The organism is Belliella marina, from assembly GCF_042682445.1.
Classification (GTDB): Bacteria; Bacteroidota; Bacteroidia; order Cytophagales; family Cyclobacteriaceae; genus Belliella; species Belliella marina.
Window position 1 is genome coordinate 434,354 of record NZ_JBHUHR010000046.1, and the last position, 19,823, is coordinate 454,176.

General features: G+C 39.0%; 19 protein-coding genes. 10 read left to right on the top strand and 9 right to left on the bottom strand.

The features are described from left to right. The first annotated feature begins 190 nt into the window (after window positions 1-190). The 4 genes from ACFSKL_RS20960 to ACFSKL_RS20975 all read left to right on the top strand — a co-directional run bounded on the left by ACFSKL_RS20960 (window position 191) and on the right by ACFSKL_RS20975 (window position 2,525). Window positions 191-772, top strand: coding sequence for an RNA polymerase sigma factor (locus ACFSKL_RS20960; protein WP_376889022.1), 582 nt, complete (start codon window positions 191-193; stop codon window positions 770-772). Further along, complete coding sequence (locus tag ACFSKL_RS20965) at window positions 759-947, top strand: hypothetical protein (protein ID WP_376889024.1); 189 nt, start codon at window positions 759-761, stop codon at window positions 945-947. The genes ACFSKL_RS20960 and ACFSKL_RS20965 overlap by 14 nt, the downstream gene beginning before the upstream one ends. A gap of 20 nt (window positions 948-967) precedes the next feature. Continuing rightward, the gene (locus tag ACFSKL_RS20970; RefSeq protein WP_376889026.1) at window positions 968-1,792 is read left to right on the top strand and encodes a mechanosensitive ion channel family protein; all 825 of its coding nucleotides are present in this window, start codon (window positions 968-970) and stop codon (window positions 1,790-1,792) included. 163 nt (window positions 1,793-1,955) lie between these two features. Next, on the top strand, window positions 1,956-2,525 hold the full coding sequence (locus ACFSKL_RS20975) for a hypothetical protein (protein WP_376889028.1): 570 nt from the start codon (window positions 1,956-1,958) through the stop codon (window positions 2,523-2,525). Window positions 2,526-3,049: 524 nt separating this feature from the next. Here the strand turns inward: ACFSKL_RS20975 and ACFSKL_RS20980 are convergent. Continuing rightward, window positions 3,050-3,943: a sterol desaturase family protein gene (locus ACFSKL_RS20980; protein ID WP_376889030.1), complete on the bottom strand. Its 894-nt coding sequence runs from the start codon at window positions 3,941-3,943 to the stop codon at window positions 3,050-3,052. A gap of 493 nt (window positions 3,944-4,436) precedes the next feature. Between ACFSKL_RS20980 and mce the strand changes: the two genes are divergently transcribed. The 3 genes from mce (at window position 4,437) to ACFSKL_RS20995 (ending at window position 6,655) form a co-directional block, all read left to right on the top strand. Further along, on the top strand, window positions 4,437-4,841 hold the full coding sequence (mce, locus tag ACFSKL_RS20985; RefSeq protein WP_376889032.1) for a methylmalonyl-CoA epimerase: 405 nt from the start codon (window positions 4,437-4,439) through the stop codon (window positions 4,839-4,841). A 1-nt stretch (window position 4,842) separates the two neighbouring features. Further along, entirely contained in the window at window positions 4,843-5,874 is a 1,032-nt protein-coding gene (thiL, locus tag ACFSKL_RS20990; RefSeq protein ID WP_376889034.1) for a thiamine-phosphate kinase, read from the top strand. A gap of 94 nt (window positions 5,875-5,968) precedes the next feature. Continuing rightward, the gene (locus ACFSKL_RS20995; RefSeq protein ID WP_376889036.1) at window positions 5,969-6,655 is read left to right on the top strand and encodes an ERCC4 domain-containing protein; all 687 of its coding nucleotides are present in this window, start codon (window positions 5,969-5,971) and stop codon (window positions 6,653-6,655) included. A gap of 22 nt (window positions 6,656-6,677) precedes the next feature. Here the strand turns inward: ACFSKL_RS20995 and ACFSKL_RS21000 are convergent, their stop codons facing one another. Then, on the bottom strand, window positions 6,678-7,148 hold the full coding sequence (locus ACFSKL_RS21000) for a hypothetical protein (protein WP_376889038.1): 471 nt from the start codon (window positions 7,146-7,148) through the stop codon (window positions 6,678-6,680). 350 nt (window positions 7,149-7,498) lie between these two features. On the opposite strand from ACFSKL_RS21000, the gene ACFSKL_RS21005 reads away from it, so the two are divergent. Next, entirely contained in the window at window positions 7,499-7,672 is a 174-nt protein-coding gene (locus ACFSKL_RS21005; protein ID WP_376889040.1) for a hypothetical protein, read from the top strand. Window positions 7,673-7,774: 102 nt separating this feature from the next. On the opposite strand, the gene ACFSKL_RS21010 is transcribed toward ACFSKL_RS21005, so the two are convergent. From ACFSKL_RS21010 to ACFSKL_RS21025, 4 genes are all read right to left on the bottom strand, one after another. Further along, window positions 7,775-8,704: a DUF6438 domain-containing protein gene (locus tag ACFSKL_RS21010; protein WP_376889041.1), complete on the bottom strand. Its 930-nt coding sequence runs from the start codon at window positions 8,702-8,704 to the stop codon at window positions 7,775-7,777. Window positions 8,705-8,750: 46 nt separating this feature from the next. After that, a complete protein-coding gene (locus tag ACFSKL_RS21015; protein ID WP_376889043.1) occupies window positions 8,751-9,128 on the bottom strand; it encodes a hypothetical protein in 378 nt (125 codons plus the stop codon). Then, window positions 9,125-10,531, bottom strand: coding sequence for a 23S rRNA (uracil(1939)-C(5))-methyltransferase RlmD (rlmD, locus tag ACFSKL_RS21020; RefSeq protein ID WP_376889045.1), 1,407 nt, complete (start codon window positions 10,529-10,531; stop codon window positions 9,125-9,127). Before rlmD ends, ACFSKL_RS21015 begins: the two co-directional genes overlap by 4 nt. 311 nt (window positions 10,532-10,842) lie before the next feature. Continuing rightward, window positions 10,843-11,448, bottom strand: a complete 606-nt coding sequence (locus ACFSKL_RS21025; RefSeq protein ID WP_376889046.1) for a Pr6Pr family membrane protein — start codon at window positions 11,446-11,448, stop codon at window positions 10,843-10,845. 252 nt (window positions 11,449-11,700) lie between these two features. Between ACFSKL_RS21025 and ACFSKL_RS21030 the strand changes: the two genes are divergently transcribed. Next, entirely contained in the window at window positions 11,701-12,513 is an 813-nt protein-coding gene (locus ACFSKL_RS21030; RefSeq protein ID WP_376889048.1) for an SDR family oxidoreductase, read from the top strand. 5 nt (window positions 12,514-12,518) lie between these two features. Then, window positions 12,519-16,457, top strand: coding sequence for an AAA domain-containing protein (locus tag ACFSKL_RS21035; RefSeq protein WP_376889050.1), 3,939 nt, complete (start codon window positions 12,519-12,521; stop codon window positions 16,455-16,457). A gap of 93 nt (window positions 16,458-16,550) precedes the next feature. Here ACFSKL_RS21035 and ACFSKL_RS21040 read toward each other — a convergent pair whose 3' ends face one another. From ACFSKL_RS21040 to purD, 3 genes are read right to left on the bottom strand one after another with little or no spacing between them, the layout of a single operon-like run. Next, window positions 16,551-17,003, bottom strand: a complete 453-nt coding sequence (locus ACFSKL_RS21040) for a gliding motility lipoprotein GldH (RefSeq protein WP_376889051.1) — start codon at window positions 17,001-17,003, stop codon at window positions 16,551-16,553. Between the two features lies 1 nt (window position 17,004). After that, on the bottom strand, window positions 17,005-18,477 hold the full coding sequence (locus tag ACFSKL_RS21045; protein ID WP_376889053.1) for a PSP1 domain-containing protein: 1,473 nt from the start codon (window positions 18,475-18,477) through the stop codon (window positions 17,005-17,007). A gap of 43 nt (window positions 18,478-18,520) precedes the next feature. After that, window positions 18,521-19,819 (bottom strand): phosphoribosylamine--glycine ligase, encoded by a 1,299-nt coding sequence (gene purD / locus ACFSKL_RS21050; RefSeq protein WP_376889055.1) that lies wholly within the window; start codon window positions 19,817-19,819, stop codon window positions 18,521-18,523. Window positions 19,820-19,823 lie beyond the last annotated feature (4 nt).

Sequence of the window (19,823 nt, forward strand, 5' to 3'; positions counted from 1 at the left end):
AATGATTCAATTACAAATATACCTTTGCTAAAATTAAGTAACAAATGTGAGTTTTGTCATAGTTTGATCAATAATAAATAGACAAGCATTTTTATTTTCTTAGAATTTTTGGCCAATCCAATAACAGGATTGATATTTTTGTGCCTGCAATCTGTGACTTTTTACGAAGTGATGTGTCTTAATTACTAATATGAAAGAAAAAGTAGATTTACTCCGGTTGACAGATGAGGAATTGGCCTTTGGGGTTGGGGTAAATCGTGATGTGAAATTTTTCGAAGAGATTTACAATAGGTTCTCAAAGAAGGTTTACAACAAGTGTCTGAGTTTTGTCAAAAATCAGGAAATGGCGGAAGATTTGACACATGATGTTTTTTTGCAGTTGTTCGTGACTATCCGGCAATTCAAAGGAAAATCAAAATTTTCGACATGGCTATATAGCTTGACTTACAACTATTGTGTAAATTATCTGAACAGAGATAAAAATGCCAAGATGTTGAGGGAGTCAGTTGAGATGCACGAAACCTCAGAATTTGTGGAGGAGGGAAATGAGAACCTGCTGTTGGAAATGGAGTCCAAGTTGTTGGAAATCGCACTTCAAAAAATCTCCCATGAAGAGAGGATGATATTACTTTTGAAATATCAAGACGATACTTCGGTCAAAGAGCTTCAGGAAGTATTGGGAATCGGTCAGAGCGCAGTCAAAATGCGGTTGAGTAGGGCAAAAATGAATCTGTTGAAGGCATATAAAGAAATCAAACATGAGCAACACTAAGAATCCATTCAAAAATCTGGAGAATAGGCTTGAAGAAGTCCCTTTGGGCCTCAAGGAAAAAGTGATGGCTGATGTTTCCAAAGCAAAGCTGCTTTTGGAACTGTCTGATTTGTTTACTGATGCCTTTCCGGAATCATTGAATGATTTATTTAATAAAAACAAACCTAAGCACTAATTCAAAAAAACACAGACGGTATGGAAACTATTACTAATTGGGCAGAAGTGACAATGAATGCATTTCTGAAGATGGGAGAGCAATTGAGTTCGAATTTACTGAGTTTGTTGGGAGCGGTCATAATCTTATTGCTGGGCTGGCTGATCACAAAGGTGATCGCCTTTTTGCTGAAAAAGATATTAAAGACGAGCAGGATAGATGACTTGTCAGACAAGGTGAAAGATGCAAAATTGTTCGGTGAAGCAGGTTTGGACTTTGAGTTGTCTTCTGTGATTGTAGCATTTGTAAGGTGGATCCTTTATTTGGTTTTCCTGATAGTTGCAGCGGATATTTTGGGCTGGACTATCATTTCCAACGAAATCAGCAGCCTAGTGGCTTATCTTCCCAAGCTTTTCAGTGCGATAACACTTTTTGTTGTTGGACTGTATATTGCAAATTTCATCAAAAGAGCTTTGAAAGGGTTTTTGGATGCTCTTTCCATTGTGGGATCCTCATTGATAAGCAGTTTTGTGTTTTTTGTGATTTTGATCATATTTTCTGTCACCGCACTCAATCAGGCCAATATAGATACCTCTGCGATCACCAACAACTTGGTGATTATTCTGGCAGGGCTGGTTCTGATATTCGTGATTTCGCTGGGGGTGGGCTCTATTGACATTGTCCAAAAAATCCTTTACACCTACTATGTACGCAGAAGTGTCAATGTTGGTGATACCGTCATCTATAAAGGCTTGAAGGGTGAAGTAGAGTCAATAGGCAACTTGGTGATTTCTATTCGAAATGAAGAAGGTCTATTGTCTATCCCAGTCAAAGATTTTATCAATGAAACCACTTTAAAGCAATAAGTTTGTTTTTGCTTTTATGGATTTTGGTAATTTATTAGGTTGATTATCAATAAAGAACGAAAAATACACAGGATTGAATGTGACCAAACCGATTTGAGTGTGTCTTATTTAATGAAGGTAATTAGGACTACTCGTGGAAAAACTCTCAATTCGGTCGGTAAAAATGATTAATTGGATATCCAATTATTGGTCATTGGATGAATACAGGGAGTTGCTGTGCTTATTTGGCTTCCCAAATCCAGAAGATATAAGCAACGTGGACTTATTGGATAGTCTTAAGTTGGCAATTAGCTGGAATGAACCAGAAAAAAGCACAGAATTGCTTTTGAAATATAAGTTTGATGGAATTATGAATGAAGATTTGATCAAATTTCATATCCAGGAATTGGTAAATGGCTATGATCGTTTTTGGGGAAAATATTATATAAGTATATTCAGTATCAATCAATTGCTGAGGTCTGCTTATAATGGGTTTTTCGCTGAAAAGAAATTGGTTCAAGTGAATTTTCATCATAAAGGGGGCTTGTACCAAGATAGAAGCAAAATGCTAAGAAAAATAGCTGATTATTTAAAGTCTCCATTCTCAAAAGATGAGTTTAAGTTGTTTTTTGAAGGTCTTGATGATGGGGATTTTAAAAACAATACAATGGTGACTTGGGAATCAGAACAGGAATTGCTGGAAGAGTACAGCATGGTTTTAGCCCCACCTTGTTTAGTTCTCGAAGCTGGTTGAGGGGGTCTGAAAAAGGAATGTAGGATGTGTTTTTTTATCACTAAGGGACGACTGCTGGTGGAGTCATTTTTTAATTTTTCCCTTAGTTGTTTTCTTGTGAGGCATTCGATGCCTTTTTTTGATAACCTGAGTTCGATTGTTATCACAAAGTCAAAATCAATAAAAATATCCATTTACAAGGCAAATTTCTGAGGGAAAGCCTATAAGCTATCGCTCAAAAATTTAACGCAGTAAATGGGTGTTTTTATTGACTGAGCCGACTATTCGGTTTTAAACGGCAACCTACTTCACTTTTTCAATCCGCAATATCCCAATATTACTTCATAAAAAAGTTCGCACCTTCTTTTCGTAGTTCTCACCATTTAAAACCGTTCCTGCCTGCCGGCAGGCAGGTTGACAAAGTGAGAATAGTCGAACTCAGGTTGATAGGAATTGAGCCAAGATGTTCCTCTTAATTGAAGGGTATTGGATGTGAAACTATCCCAAAGGAAGAATGTTTTTTGACTTGGTCTTTGGTGTTGGGCTTATTTTACTTTTTCTCTTTCCCGGAATTTTTCCTTGACCGTTTCTAATTCACTGGGCCTAGAAAATACCATTGCATATGCTTCATTGAGCGATTTGGAATTTCTCACATCCTTGATGATATCAGACCATTCATGAAAGTTCAATGTGATGGGGTTGTATGAATTTACCTGCTTGGTCAATCCGTAACTAGGTCTTTCTTCCTCTGGCATAAAGGTTCCAAACATTCTGTCCCAAATAATAAATGTAGATCCGTAATTTTTGTCCAAATACTTTTCATTGCTTGCATGATGAACCCTGTGATGGGATGGGGTTGTGAAGAAAAATTCTATTGCTTTAGGCAGTTTGGTGATGTACTCAGTATGGATCCAAAATTGATATAACACGGCGACTTGATGGCAGATAAAGAATGTGACAGGATGGAATCCCGCCAAAGCTACAGGGATAAAGAATATGATTTTGATATGCTGGGTCCAACTAAGTCGAAAAGAGACAGACCAGTTGTATTTTTTAGAACTATGGTGTGTTACATGGGTGGCCCACCAAAATCGATTCTCATGTGCAATCCGATGTGCCCAATATCTCCAGAAATCCAACCAAAACAAACAAAGTATGTAAGCCCACCATTTATTTGGGATAGACCATGGTACGAGGTTGTAGAAAAACAGGATGATCCCAAATGTCACCACTTTGATGCCTGCACTCATTCCTACATTGACAAGACCAATGAAGGTGGCAGAAATGGTGTCTTTGCTGTCATAATATTCTTTTTTTGATCTATAGGAATAGAACCATTCGATCAAAACCAAACCGATCATTATGGGTGCGGCATATAGGATTATATTTGGTAAGTCTAAGCTGAAAACCTGATCTATGGTGAGTTTTTCTTTGTTCATGGATTAAGCTGGAATAGGATTAATCATAGTGTAGAATGCTTCCTGTCTTATAAAGGTTTTTGAATAGAAAGGAAGGCAACAATCATGGATTGCTATGCTGAAATATTCAAATTTGGAGCTGGATGTAAGCTGTTTGTGGGCAATTAACCATCAGTTTTTGAAATACTACGAATTTAAATATAGTGAATTTTTCCCGTCCCATGAAAAATATTTGCCAATGAATTCCTGAAAAAATGCAAACTTTTGTGTGTTAAAACCTCTTTTCTAATACGCCCGTTCTATCGTTTATTTTAATAATAATTAAACTGACAATAGATGTAAACCCATGGATTCCAAGGAATCAACGGCGATAATAAACAATGGATTTCGCCCCGTTTTGGGAATCGCAAGATAGGGGTAGGTTGTTCAGGACATTTTTTGCATTTTCCCTTATTCAATCGTCGTAAAGGTTTCCAAGTAGGATTTCTTATTTTTGTCTAAACTCAAAAAGAATATGAGAAAAATAGAGCATTTAGGAATTGCAGTCAAAGATTTGAAAAAATCAAATGAACTTTTCAGGAAGCTTTTGGGCGAAGCACATTATAAGGAAGAAGAGGTTTCTGGAGAAGGTGTACTTACTTCATTTTTTCAGGTGGGGGATACGAAAATCGAGCTTTTGGAAGCGACAAGGGAAGATAGTCCTATTGCCAAATATTTAGAAAGAAAATCAGAGGGGATACACCATATCGCATTCGATGTGGAAGATATTCATGCCGAAGTGGCACGTTTGAAAGACGAAGGGTTTGAAATCCTCAATGAAATCCCAAAATCAGGTGCGGACAATAAATTAGTTGTATTTTTGCATCCCAAATCCACCAACGGTGTTTTGGTGGAATTGTGTCAAGAAAAAAATAATTGATATGGAAGATAATAAAAGAACTGAAATTGGGGAGTTGGGTGAGTTTGGCCTGATTGACCATTTGAATAAAAGTATCATACTCAAAAACAGCTCTACATTCAAGGGGATAGGCGATGATGCGGCTGTCATCGAAGCTGGGGATCATGTGAAGGTAGTGACCACAGATTTGCTTTTGGAAGGGGTTCATTTTGATTTGGCTTATGCACCGCTGCAGCATGTAGGTTTCAAGGCAGTAGCTGTCAATGTATCTGATGTGGCAGCGATGAATGCCATTCCCAAGCAGATCACTGTAAGCATTGCTTTGTCCAATAGGTTTTCTGTGGAGGCAGTAGATGCTTTGTATTCCGGAATCAATGCTGCTGCCGCACATTACAATGTGGATGTTGTTGGTGGTGATACTACAGCCTCAAGGTCAGGATTGGTTATTTCCATCACGGCTATTGGTGAAGCAAAAAAAGAAGAGCTATCATATAGGTCTGGAGCCAAGACCAATGATATCATCTGTGCCACCGGGGATTTGGGTGGTGCTTTGGTAGGATTGCAGATTTTGGAAAGGGAAAAGCAGGTTTTTATGGCAAATCCTGATATGAAACCTGATTTGGATAAATATACTTTTGTGACAGCCCGACAGTTGAAGCCAGATGCCAGGATGGATATCATCCACGAGTTAAGGGAATTGGGAGTGGTGCCTACGAGTATGTTGGATATTTCTGATGGATTAGCTTCAGAGCTTTTCCATATCTGTAAAGCATCCAATGTGGGCGTGACGATCTATGAAGACAAATTGCCAATTGACAAGCAGACTTTTGATACCGCAGTAGAACTTGGTCTCGATCCGATTACCTGTGTATTGAATGGGGGGGAGGATTATGAGTTGTTGTTCACGATAGACCAAAAGGACTACCAGAAACTGGAAAAGCATGCAGATATCCACTTTATCGGTCACACCACCAAGCCAGAAGATGGCAAAAACCTAGTCACAAAAAGTGGTACAGTAGTAGAACTCAAAGCCCAAGGCTGGAAGCATTTCTAAGATATTTTCAACAAAAAGGGGGAGCAAAAGCTCCCCCTTTTTGTTGAAAATAGTTGTTGTTATGTATATTTATACTGTATCAACCTTTAACTCTATGAAAGATTTTTTGAGAGGTTCTAAGTTTTATCCTTTGGAAATTGTGGTGGATGATAGGGAGCCGGATGTGATGTTAGGCCATTTATTTTCTTACAGAAATATCATTATAAGGAAAGAGCGGTTGCTTGTAGGGGACTATCTTCTAGATTCTGAATTAATTGTAGAGAGAAAAACCCCTTTAGACTTTTGTGCTTCAATCAAAGATGGGAGATTTTTTAAGCAGGCTGGCAAGTTGGCGAATTCAAAAGTACCTGCTTGTCTGATTTTGGAAGGTAGAAAAAGAGAATACAGGAATTTAGGTTTTAGCAAGAATGCAGTTCAGGCAATTTTATTGTCTGTATCCTTGATTTTCAGAATCCCTATTATAAGATCTAAGACTCGGAAAGAAACTGTTTCAGTTATGCTCCAATCTTTCAAACAGCTTACAAAGGATAAATTGGCAGCTTATAAATTTCACCCAAGGCTAAAACCTAAGTTTCAGAAATCAGATAATTTTTTAAACCAAAAAATCCATATCCTTGAAGGATTTCCAGGAATCGGAGCCGATAGGGCAGAATACCTACTGAATCATTTTGGTAGCCTTCAGCATATATTTAATGCCTCAGAATCAGATTTACTTTCTGTAATAGGAATAGGGAAATCCACTGTGCAGAAAATGAAGGAGATTTTAAATGTAGTTAATTGAACTAATTCAAGAAAGAAATTTTCTACTGATCGCATGGGAGATTTTCAGTTAGTCTGTAAGCACTGGATGCCTCTATTATCTCACTCTGAAAATTGTCGTCATATTTGAACTCCTGTAACTGCCATTTATCTTTTGGTTTATAATAGATGAATGTAAACCTCATGGGTTGTCGATCATGTTTTACTAGAAATGTATAAAGCAAATAGTTTTGACCAATACTATTTTTAGTAATGGCATCTCTATCCTGATAAGAACCTAAAAGTTTCGTATACCCTGTCAGTTTATTTGCCACTACTTGGGCTTGTGTTTCTTCTATCCATGCGTTAGTTGAAAAAATAAAATCTAAAGCATCTTTTGGACTTTTTGATTCATATAAACTAAAAAATCGCTCGTTCATTTTTTCAGGAGTCAGTAATTCTTCAGATTGAGAGTTTGCTTTACTGCAACCATATAGCATAAAGCTGAGAAAGATTAATTTTAAAAGGATTTTCATAAATTACTTTAGTTACTAAAGATGGAGGTTATAGGAACATAAACTAAACTTGCTAAATGTAGTTCTTAGTTTTTTTATTCCCAATTATCTTGTTGATTTAAAGTGAAATTGAATGAGAGCGTCAGAGAATTTATCTATGTTAATCACATCAGTCTTTATGATTGGATATGGAATTTTTATGTTGGTGAATAAAATTCATATCATAGGTTTAAAAAGAAATTTGGACTTAAATGTAGTAGGAGGGAGTATTTTGATATTTTCTGGAGTTGTTTTTCTCTTTGTTTACTATCATAGTCTTTCTCCCTATTCTGGAATTAGAAAGTTTTTGGAAATGAGAAAAAAGAAAAAAAATGATTGATAGTATATTGGGTTCTGTTTTTTTTGAATTTGTTGGCGCTTCAACAAAATGGTTGATTTACGCTATATTTCACAAAGTAAGTGGGAAACAAGTAATAAGTTTTAAGGAGATGTGGAATGGTAGAAAAGGAGTAGAGAAATCTGAAATCATTATGCACGGTTTTTAAATATTATATTAGGACTGTTAGTAGTAGTAACCATTTTTATACGAGCCATAAAATTGATCTGAATAAGTTTATATATTTAGTGTTCAGTTTAAAAAAAACATATTATTTAACAGTGCTACTTGCTGAATCTAAAGTGAAATCATTGGCTTTTTTCATATTTAGAAGACTTTCGAACCTATTAAATACCCGCTGAATTACGAAGTAATTATCCGAGAAAGCGCCATTTTCAATTTTAATTTCCTCACTCCCTGGATATTTAATAAAAAGATTCATCTCCTCAGTATCTGAAATTAATAATAAATCGTCTTTAGGATAATTCTGAATAGCTACAAATTCAAACAATTGATTAATTTGGTTAAGTATCATAGTGCCCAATTGGAATTCATGCTCTCCTTTAAAATTTGAATATAGGTCACCCTCATACTTTACTAAGCCATTTTTATCAATATGCATTTTAAAAAAAGGCAACCTACCTTCAACAGAACCTCCTTCAAAAATTAAGTATTCAAATTTAAGTGGATTGGTTTTGGGTACCTTTTCGAATCGCAGAGTATCATTGTCTTGGTTAAAGGCTATTAAATAAAAGTGATTTTCGTCTAAAAATTCAATTTTTCCAATACTCTCTAATTCAGGGTCTTCAACGATAAGAGTATCTTTTTTAATTGAATATTTGAAAAATCCATAATTGCCCCAAAAGGGATTTATCATGGTTGAATCTTGAATTAAAATAATCTCGTGTCCACTCCATATTCCAGTAAGGTCAAAAAATTCTACTTCCTTAGTATTTTTCTTACAGGAAAATAGTAACAGGATAAAAAATATCGTGCATAGATTTTTCATATTCAGATATGTGATTATATCATTAAAACCTTCCAACAATTCCCCATCTAACCCTATCAGACAAGCTAATCCAAAAATCTTCCAATCTTCTAATTTTTCAATTTTCGAATTTTCTAATCCCGATACGGGACAAGCTCTTCCAACTTTCAAACCTTCAGAACTTTCAGACTTTCCAACCTCTCCTTTGCGCACCTTTGCACCTCAGCGGCCTTTGCGAGCTCTTGTGCCGAGCATCTTCCTACTCCTCCGGAAATGGGATATACACAAAACTTGTAAACTCCTTATCCATCACAAAAAGACAGCAGAATTCATCTGGGTTCTTGTAGTTGTTCTCGAATTCTTCCCGAAGCTCCTCAGCGATCAATTTTCTTTGGATAAATTCATCGACATAGGTGATGTAATAATTCCAATCAAGGTTTTTTTCTTCTTTTCCCAATAAGAGCTGACCGATAGGTTGCTCTTCTTTGGAAATTGGGAAAATAGGGAATTTGGAGAATTTTCTACTTCTTACTTGATAAGATGCCTCCTTGAGGATTTCAGAAACATTGAGAAAATCCTTGGTGATCGTGCCAAGATATTTACCGCTTAGTTCTGGGTCGTTAAAGTCAGATATCATGATTTCAGGGTTAGAAGTACTACATTTTCAACATGGTAAGTCTGAGGGAACATGTCCACAGGCTGGATTTTATCTACACTGTATTTCTCTGAAAGCAAAGCCACATCTCTGGCTTGGGTTGCAGGATTACAGCTGACATAGACGATTTTTTGGGCTTCCAGTTTGAGAAGCATATTGACGACATCGTCATGCATGCCTGCCCTTGGTGGATCTGTGATGATGACATCAGGTTTGGCATGCGCTGCGATAAACTCGTCATTCAGCATGTCCTTCATGTCACCTGCATAGAAGAGTGTGTTTCCCAATCCGTTGACTTTGGAATTTAGCTTGGCATCAACAATGGCTGCTTCTACATATTCAATTCCAATTACCTGCTTGGCTTGTTTGGCAACAAAGTTTGCAATGGTACCTGTACCTGTGTACAAATCGTACACGATCTCATCACCTTTTAGTCCAGCAAATTCTCTTGTGACTTTATAAAGTTCATATGCTTGGTCTGAGTTTGTTTGGTAGAATGACTTCGGTCCGATTCTGAATTTCAGACCTTCCATTTCTTCTTCTATGTAGTCTTTTCCTGCAAAAGTGACGACTTCCAAATCATTGAAAGTTTCGTTTTTCTTCAAGTTGATTATATAGAGAAGGGCAGTGATCTGTGGGAACTTTTCATGAAGAAAATTCATCACCATTTCTATTTCTTCCTGATTGTCACCGCCAAATTGCACGATTACCATACTTTCACCAGTGCTTGTAGTCCTGATGATCAAGTTCCGGAGTAAGCCGACCTGATTTCTGATATCATAGAAAGATAGGGAATTGTTGAGGGCAAAATCCCTCAACTCATTTCTTACATCATTGGAAATGTTTCCCTGAAGATAGCAATGCTCAATATCGACGATTTTGTCAAACATCTTTGGAATATGAAAACCAAGCGCATTTCTTTCAAAATCAGCACCGGAATCAATTTCTTCACGCGTGAGCCAACGGTTGTTTGAAAAAGTAAAGTCAAGCTTATTTCTGTAATATTGGGTGTCGGCAGATCCTAGGATCGGCAATACTTCTGGGATTTCAACCTTGCCGATACGGGTAAATTGATCTACAACTTGTTGTCTTTTGTAAGTTTTTTGAAGATCATAATTGATATGTTGCCACTTGCAACCGCCGCAAGTGCCAAAGTGGGAACAAAATGGGTCGATTCTATCTTTGGAATATTCATGGAATTTGATGGCCTCACCTTCCATAAAAGAGCTTTTGCCTCTGGTAATCCTCACGTCTACGACATCTCCAGGTGCCACACCCTGTACAAAAACCACTTTGCCATCATGATGTCCAACACATTTCCCTTCCGTAGCAATTCTTTCAATAGTCAGGTTCTCTACAACCTTATTTTTCATTTTTCTCGACATGGGCGCAAAATTAATGAAAAAAGTCAATGAAAATGGGTATTATTGAAATATGCTCTTTTATTGAATACATTACCTTTTTAAATTCAACTCTATTGGAGTTTTGGGTAAATGGAAATGCTTGATTTCTTTTTCCACAGGGTCGTATCTAGGGTTACTTAAATTAGTCCCTTGCATGAACTAGAATCTCGTAGAATCCCCAACGGGGATAAACCTTGAATAACCCAATGTCACAATGCGGGAGTGGACAAAAAAAACATACTTGCTTCACAGCTCAGCAAGCGGTGAGTTTTTTTTCATTAAGGGTTGGTTGCTCATTTTGAATTACTTTTTCCGACCAAAATCATCACACTTGACAAAAGCACAAAAAGCAGCAATACCCCAAGAGAATTGATCAGTGCCTGTTGGTAGCCGATCTCTGCAACGTTGACAAAAGGGTAGGGGTAGAATCCGGAAAAATGCCCTCTGACAAGAATGAAAATGAGATAAACGCCAGGATAAATCAACCAAAAAGGAACTTGGTTCCAATGGATTTTCTTTTTGTTTTCGTATAGAACCCAATACACAAGCGTGGCTATTGGAGTTGCAGCATGAAGGAGTTCATCTACAAGCTTTTGCATACCTGTGGGATCCCAAACCTGCCGCAAGACAAATTGATAAACCAACCCTACTACCAAAATGTAGATTGTGATGGCTGTGAGTTTGCCGGGTTTTTCAAAAAACCGGGATAAGCTACCTTTGACGATTTGGCTGGAAAAGTATATGGCCACCAAAGTGTTTGTCAATATGGTAAAGAAGCTGAAGAATCTGATGATGGTTTCCGGAATGGGAGAAACCTTGTTTTCGACCATCAAATAAAATTGGACAATAACAGCAAACCAGGCTATTATTGCGAACAAAGTGGCTAAGTTTCTTTTCATTTTTAGCTGAGTGTTTGATAATCTCAAAACAATATTAAGCTCGAATGTCTTAAGAATTAAGAAATTTGTCCAATTAAATGAATTTTATCAATAAATTGAAAAATGATCAAGGTTGATGCTGAAAATTAGGTTCTCTCCAGAAAAGATAGGCAGGAAATATTTCTTGGGGCTGAAATCAAAGAATTGAAAAAATAATAATCACAACTAGGCATGCATGCTAAATTTTTATCTTTGTAGTCAAATTAAAATAAAATGAAATTTAAGGATAAGGTAGTTATCATCACAGGAGCAACATCAGGTATCGGTGAGGCATGTGCTTTTGCCTTTGGAAAGGCTGGAGCCAAGGTGGTGATAACGGGTCGCAGTCAGGTTAAGCTTGATGAGTCATTGGCTAAATTACAAAACCAAGGTGTAGAGGCCATTGGTGTTTTGGCAGATTCGGCATTGGAAGAGGACAATAGGAGAATGGCCGAAGCTGCAATTTCCAAGTTTGGGAAAATCGATATTTTGATCAATAATGCAGGGATATCGATGCGCGCACTTTTTCAGGATTTGGATATTGAGGTGTTCAAAAAAGTGATGGACATCAATTTTTGGGGTTCTGTCTATGCTACCAAATATTGTTTGGAATCAATCACCCAAAATAAAGGGAGTATTGTAGGGATATCTTCTATCAATGGCTACAGGGGGACACCTGCCCGGACAGCCTATACGGCAAGCAAGTTTGCGATGAATGGTTTTTTTGAATCCTTGAGAACAGAGTTGCTGAAAAAAGATGTACACGTACTGGTCGCATGTCCAGGCTTCACCTCTTCAAATATCCGTTCCAATGCCTTGCTGGCGGATGGTACCCCCCAAGGTGCTTCCCCCCGCAATGAAGCCAAGATGATGTCTCCGGAAGAAGTCGCCGAATATATCCTGAATGCGACTGCCAAAAGAAAAAGAGAGATTGTTTTGACAGCTCAAGGAAAATTGGCGGTATTTTTGAATAAATGGATACCGGGAATCATGGATGGGGTGGTCTACAACCAAATGGCGAAGGAAAAAGATTCCCCATTTAAATAGCTAAAATGGTCAAAAATACTTTTCAGGTATATCTTAATCGTTTGACGGATCTTTCCAGTAGAAATAGATCTTTGTATCTGCCAAAGCTCTTTCTGTCCCAAATGATTGATTTGAAGAGTTTAGAAAACCTGAATAGGGGAGATTCATTTGGGTATATCAAGGACTTGGTTGCTGGGTTGGGAGATATCCCATTGATTTCGGCCTCTGACCCACGGGATAAGCAACTAAATGTGATTTCCGGAAATATCAAATCCATTCTTCGGCAAGTAAAAACCACGGAAGAAGAGACTGGGGAAAAAAGTCTCTACGTAGCCTATCCATTTGTAGAGGGGAAGTTGATCGATGGGCAAATTCTAAGATGTCCTTTGCTTTTTTTTCCGGTGAGTTTGGTGATGGAAAATGACTCTTGGTTGTTGAGAAGGCATGCAGAAGAGCAGGTTGTTTTTAACAAAACTTTTCTATTGGCCTATGAGCGGGCATATGGAGTCAAGTCTGTTGGGGGAGAGGGTTTGGCCCTGGAGGATGCTCCCACAGATATCACAGCTTTTTTGTCGATGCTTTATGATACCTTGAAGGAGAATTTTTCGATAAATTTCAACCAAGAGTTATATGAACAGAAATTGGGGGCATTTCCTGAAAGCAATAAGTCTTCAGATGACCTTCAAATGGATGCTGGCATACTAAAACTAAAACCCTATGCCATTCTTGGCCAATTTTCCCAAAAGACAAGTTTTTTGATCCAGGATTATGAGCAGTTGATGGAAGAGAACAAGGAGGAAACCCTTGAAGATTTGCTTTCAGAACATTTTGCAAAGGAAGAAGAGCTTAGTCCTCCAAGGGAAGATCAAATGTATAATGTTTTCCCTTTGGATGCGAGTCAGGAAGAAGTGGTCAAAGCTGTCAGGGGAGGGGATTCTTGTGTAGTAGAAGGCCCTCCTGGTACTGGAAAGTCCCAGTTGATCAGTAATTTGGCGGTGGACTATATAGCCAGGGGGAAAAAAGTCCTGATCGTATCCCAAAAAAGGGCAGCATTGGATGTTGTATATAACAGGTTGGAAGAAAAAGGGTTTGGGGCATTTTTGGCCTTGGTCCATGATTTTAGGGCAGATAGAAAAATGCTTTTTCAAAAACTGCAACTTCAAATTGACTCAATTGAGCATTACCAAGAGTTGAATAGGGGCATAGATGCGATTCAATTTGAAAGGGATTTTTCCCAGAAATCAAGGACGATTGACGCTTATTTAGAGTACTTTGATGAGTATAAAAAGAGTCTGTTCAATACAGAAGAATGTGGGATTCCGGTAAAACAGCTCTACATGACTTCCAAGTTTGATGAGGAAACCATTGATTTGACCCAGTATTACAAGAAATATCCTTGGGAGCGTGTTGCGGATTTTTTGAGGGATTTGAAGGTATATGAAGTTTATTACAAAAAATACCAAAGCGCCAAGTCCTTTTGGTTGCATAGGGTAGATTTCAGCAGTTTTGGAATGGCCGCTTCCAATAGGCTAAAAGAAATCCTAATGGAGATTGAACAAGTCAAATCAGACTTCAACAGGCAGTTTTTCGACGTAGAGGGACTTGATGCATCTTATTTGTTTTCGATTTATGAAAAAAAGAAAAGCTTGGATTCTTTCAGGCAATACCTTCATCTTTTGGATAGACAACAGGTTTTTGATAGGATAAGTAGTCATCCAAGTACGGTATTTGATTTGCTTTGGCTTGAAAATAAGTTTGAAACTGTGAAGACCCTGCTTTCCGAAGAGGGTGTAGAATGGCAGACGGAAGATGGGGAAGTACAGGAAACCTTGTCGGAGTTGTTGGAATACATAGATACCAGGAGTTCTTGGTGGGGAAAGATCAATCTGAAATTCAATAGGAAGAAATTTAATCGGGTGGTGGGTTTGATCAGCCATCATCAGCTGAAGGAAAATGCCCATGACTTGAATCTGTTGGTTAGGAAATTGGAAAACAGGTTGAACCTGAACCACCAGTATACACTTTTAGACCAAAAAGAGTGGTTGGATTTACCAAGTAAACCATTTGATTTTTCCGCATTCAACCATTTTTCTGCCACACATTTGGATGCTATCCGCGCTAGATTGGTCATGGAGGATTTGGAGGGGTTGGCAGATATCATCATAAGTTCTAAAAAGACATCTTCGGAAATCCTGAAATTGTTGGGTGAGTTTGGCAAATACACACTGGTATTGGAGGATAAAATCGATTCCTGGAATATTTATCTCAGCAAAATCCAGATTCAGCACCTGATTTCCCATTCCCCTGAAAAATCATTTTTGGAACAAAAAGGCCAGATTTCCTTGGTGTTTGATGAGTTGGTTGAATTTGATAAGTTGAGGAAAAGATTGAGGACGGTCGATATTCAGGTGATGGAAAAACTTTTGGATGAACATCCTGAATATGATTATGAGCAATTGAGTTACTTGTTTTTGGTAGGCTTGGGCAATGCATGGATTGAACATATCGAATCTAAGTATCCTGTATTGCGCGAAGTTGGTACGGCGAAATTCCTGAATGCCCAGGAGGAGTTGATGGAGGCGGTGGAAGAAAAATGGAAACTTTCCCAAAACATTTCGGAACTGAGAGTACGGGAACAAACCTTCAAAAACCTGGAGTTCAACAGACTCAACAACAGGATCACGTATCGTGAGTTATTGCATCAAGTGAGCAAGAAGAAAAGGCTTTGGTCAATCAAAAAGCTTGTAGAGAATTTTGAGGGGGAGCTATTTAACCTGATCCCTTGTTGGCTTGCTTCACCGGATACAGTTTCTGCATTGTTCCCCTTGAAGCAGTCTTTTGACTTGGTGATTTTTGATGAATCCTCCCAATGCTATGTAGAGCGGGGGCTTCCGGCCATGCTGCGAGGCAAACAGGTGGTGATTGCTGGAGATTCGAAGCAGCTCCAGCCCTTTGACTTGTATCAAGTAAGGTTGGATTCAGCAGATGAAGGTTTGGAAGTGGAGACGGAATCCTTGTTGGACCTGGCTTCTGGATTTTTCAAAAAATTCTGGTTGAAAGGTCATTACAGGAGTTCGCAAAAAGCACTTATAAGATTTTCGAACCAGCATTTCTATCAGGACAAACTTGAAATGTTGGCAGAAAGGGACTTGGTAAACTCCAATGAAAACCCCTACGAGTTTATCCATGTCGATGGTGTTTGGGATAAGCAAACCAATAGACAGGAAGCAGAAGCTGTTTTGGATACCATAAAGCGAGTTCAAGGTTTGTCGCCGGAATACAGTATTGGCGTAATTACTTTCAACTTTTTCCAAATGGAATTGATCAATCAATTGATAGAGTCCGAAGAAACCATAAAGAGCGAAAGGCTATCGGTTAAGAATATAGAAAATGTACAAGGGGACGAGTTTGATTGGGTGATCTTCTCCATAGGATATGCCAAAAACAAATCAGGAAAATTGAATGCCAATTTTGGGTTGCTCTCCAAGCAAGGAGGGCAATACCGATTGAATGTGGCGATCACTAGGGCAAAGAAGAAAATAAGCCTTGTCACTAGCTTGACAGCCAAAGATTTCAAGAAAGAGCAATTGGCCAATCCTGGAGTTGAAATGTTGAGGAATTATCTGTTGTTTGTAGAGAAGCAGTGCAATGGTGAAATCGAAAGTGAGAAGCTTAAGGTGTCATCGGGGTTCGTCGAAAATTGGACATTAAAGCAACGTGTTATGTCAAATAATATGCTGGGGATTTCCACTTATCCTGAGTCATCTTGGATTGATTTGGCAGTAACAAAGGAAGGGGAGGGCTTTGTAGAAGCTATATTGACCGATGATCAGCGACTTTATGATGCATCGAGTTCCAAAGAAGCTTTCGTCTACCACTGCATGCAATTGAAGGAAAAGTCTTGGCCATACCATTTTTATTTTAGCAGGCAATATTGGACTGGCAAGGAGATTTTTGAAAAGTGATCTAAGCCAGGTATATTACCCAGCTTAGATTTTTGAATTGCCTTCGACTGTATTGGAGACTCCGAAAAGTGATTCCCCTTGGTTTTAAGGTTTCTATTTGGTATTTACCAGCTTGAAACCAACGGCTTCTATCCCAATCAATTCATCGACTCTCATATATTGGACAAATTCAATTTTGGTGTACTGCTCCCCGGAGATCAGGGGAAGGGTGTCAAACCTTGTGAATATACTGCCAAATCCACTGCCAGTTGGCCTTCCCCCTTTGCTGTCAAACAGAGATATGTTCAATAGTTGGGATTCGAATTTTACTCCTAGGCTATCGGAAAGGAAATACTTCACATACAGATTCCTGAATTTATAATCTAAGTTATATTTGATGCCAATCAATGCATTTGATTCGTCCCTTGGTATAGGAAGATCAAAGGCGATGGTATCAGTGATGTTCCACGATTGCCTTTCCATTCCTTTATAATCCTCAAAGATCCTATCTCCATTGCAGGAAACCAGCAGGATAAGCATTGTGGTGATTGCAAATAAGTTACTCATTTTAACCATTTTGATCACCTTTGTTTTGGTCTCCCTTGTTTCTTGGTGGATACCTTCTTTTTCCCCCATTTTTATTTTCCCGAGGTTTGTTGTCTGCACTTCCTTCTGCTTTTGGCTTCGGAGTAGGCCTGGGTTTGGGCTTAGGTTTGGCTGGGTTTTCTCCAGCTACTTCTTTGTTTTGGTTTCTCTGCTCCACATTTTTTCTGCCCATTCTGTTCTTTTTGAACCTATTCCTGTCCCTATTCCCTTCTGGAGATTCGTTGGGAGACGTAGAGGGGGAAGTGTTTTGAGCAGCTGGTTTTATTGGTTTTTGGGTAGAATCTGCAGCTGTGGAGTGTTCTCCTTCCTGTCTAGCTCTTGGTTTTTTCTTTTTCTTCTTTTTTCTATTGTTGCCAGTATTGCTGAATTTCTTGTCAAGGGCCTCCAATTCCAGGTTTGATCTGGTGACTTTGTCTTCGGCTTCGTTGGAATGGTTGCTTTGAAGATCAAAAGGCTTGGTATCCTTGGCATTCATCTCTTGGATTTCCTTTACGCGTTCGCAGCTGATGGAATACCAATTGTTTTCATTGTTGTAGCTGAACCACATCAATTTTCTGAAAATATCGGTTTTCTGCAATCTCGCTATCCCAGCTTCGGTAAGCAGTGGTTTGTCGACGGTAGGGATGTCTTCCAAAGCAGACATGTAGGTGTCCAACTCGTAATTCAGGCAACATTTCAACCTGCCACATTGTCCCGAGAGTTTAGTAGGGTTGAGCGATAGGTTTTGATATCTGGCTGCTGAAGTGCTGACACTTTTGAAATCGTGGATCCAGGTAGAGCAGCATAGCTCCCTTCCACATACGCCAATACCGCCTAGCCTTCCAGCTTCCTGTCTAAGACTGATCTGACGCATCTCTACCCTGATTTTGAATTCAGATGCCAACAATTTGATCAGTTCCCTGAAGTCAACCCTGTCCTCGGCAGAATAAAAGAAAGTGGCCTTAGAGTTGTCTGCCTGAAACTCTACATCGGACAGTTTCATGTCCAGTTTCAGCTCGTCAATGATTTGTTTGGTTCTGTAGATGGTAGGAACCTCTTTGTTTTTTGATTCTTCCCACTTCTCTATGTCCTTTTGGTTGGCGACACGGTATATCCTGAGGATATTGTCATCATCCTTGATTTTTCGTTTTTGCATTTGAAGCCTCACCAGCTCACCTTGAAGCGAAACCCAGCCTATGTGGTGGCCGTTGGGTACATCTACGACTACAGGATCACCTGTGGTGAGTTGGAGGTGGTCTACATTGCGGTAGTATTCTTTTCTACCTCCTTTGAACTTGACCTCTACTACATCATATTTGTCCACGACTGGGATTCCCATATGGGTGAGCCAGTCGAATGCATTCATTTTATTACAATCGCTCGTACCACATGTGCCGTTGTTTTGGCATCCTCCACTTGATCCGGTGGTGGTAGAGCAGCTACTACATCCTGCCATAATTATATCGAAAGGGAGCCTTGAACTCCTCGTTAGTTTGGGTTTACTTTATCAGTGTCAGAATGTCCTGACCAATATCTTTTCTGTGGTATTGATCTGCCCAAGTGATATCTGCTACTTTGCTGTATGCATTGGCGAGTGCAGATTCTACATCGTGGCCTATGCCCGTAATCGCAAGGACTCTTCCTCCGTTTGTCAATACTTCGCCATTGGAGTTCAGTGTCGTGCCTGCATGAAATACCAACGAATTATTTTCCTTTACTTGCTTGCCCAAGCCTGAGATTTTATCGCCTTTTTTATAATCACCTGGGTATCCACCCGCTACCAGTACCACTGTCGTGGTGGTAAATGACTCCAATACAATTTCATATTTATCCAATTGCATCGTTCCCATGGAGTAGAGCAGGTCTACGAAATCACTTTTGATCCTTGGAAGTACGGCTTGCGTTTCCGGATCTCCCATTCGTACATTGTACTCTATCACATAAGGGTCTCCGCCGATGTTCATCAAGCCGATGAATAGGAACCCAGTATATCTTATATTTTCTTTTTGAAGGCCGCTTACAGTGGGTTTGATTACTCTTTCTTCTACCTTTTGCATGAAATCCGCATCCGCAAATGGAACAGGACTCACCGCTCCCATTCCTCCAGTGTTCAGTCCTGTATCAGCTTCTCCAATTCTCTTGTAATCCTTTGCTTCAGGGAGGATTTTATAACTTTTTCCATCTGTAGCCACAAAAACAGAAAGTTCTATGCCGTCAAGAAACTGCTCTATCACAACCTTGGAAGAAGCTTCTCCAAATTTGTTGTCTACAAGCATTTCTCGTAGAGATTCCTTTGCCTCTTGGTGGCTTTGGCAGATCAGTACCCCTTTTCCTGCCGCTAAGCCATCAGCTTTCAGTACGATAGGGATGGTTTGGGCATCAATAAACTTGTAAGCTTGGCCGATGTTTTCTTTTGTGAATGTCTCAGAAGCAGCCGTAGGGATCTTGTTTCGATCCATAAACTGCTTTGAAAAGTCTTTTGATCCTTCCATTGTGGCCCCAAGTTGACTTGGCCCGATGATGGGTAGATCTTTTGTTTTTGGATTGGCTTGAAAATAGTCTACAATTCCTCTGACCAGTGGTTCTTCTGGGCCTACTACCACCATTTCGATGTTGTTTTCCAACACAAACTCAGTGATCGCCGGGAAATCATTGATTCCTATGGAAATGTTCTCGGCAATTTGGGCAGTTCCTGCATTTCCCGGAGCGACGAAAAGTCTAGAACATTTTTGACTGTTTACAATCTTCCAAGCAAAGGCATGTTCTCTGCCTCCGCTTCCTAGTAATAGTATATTCATTTAT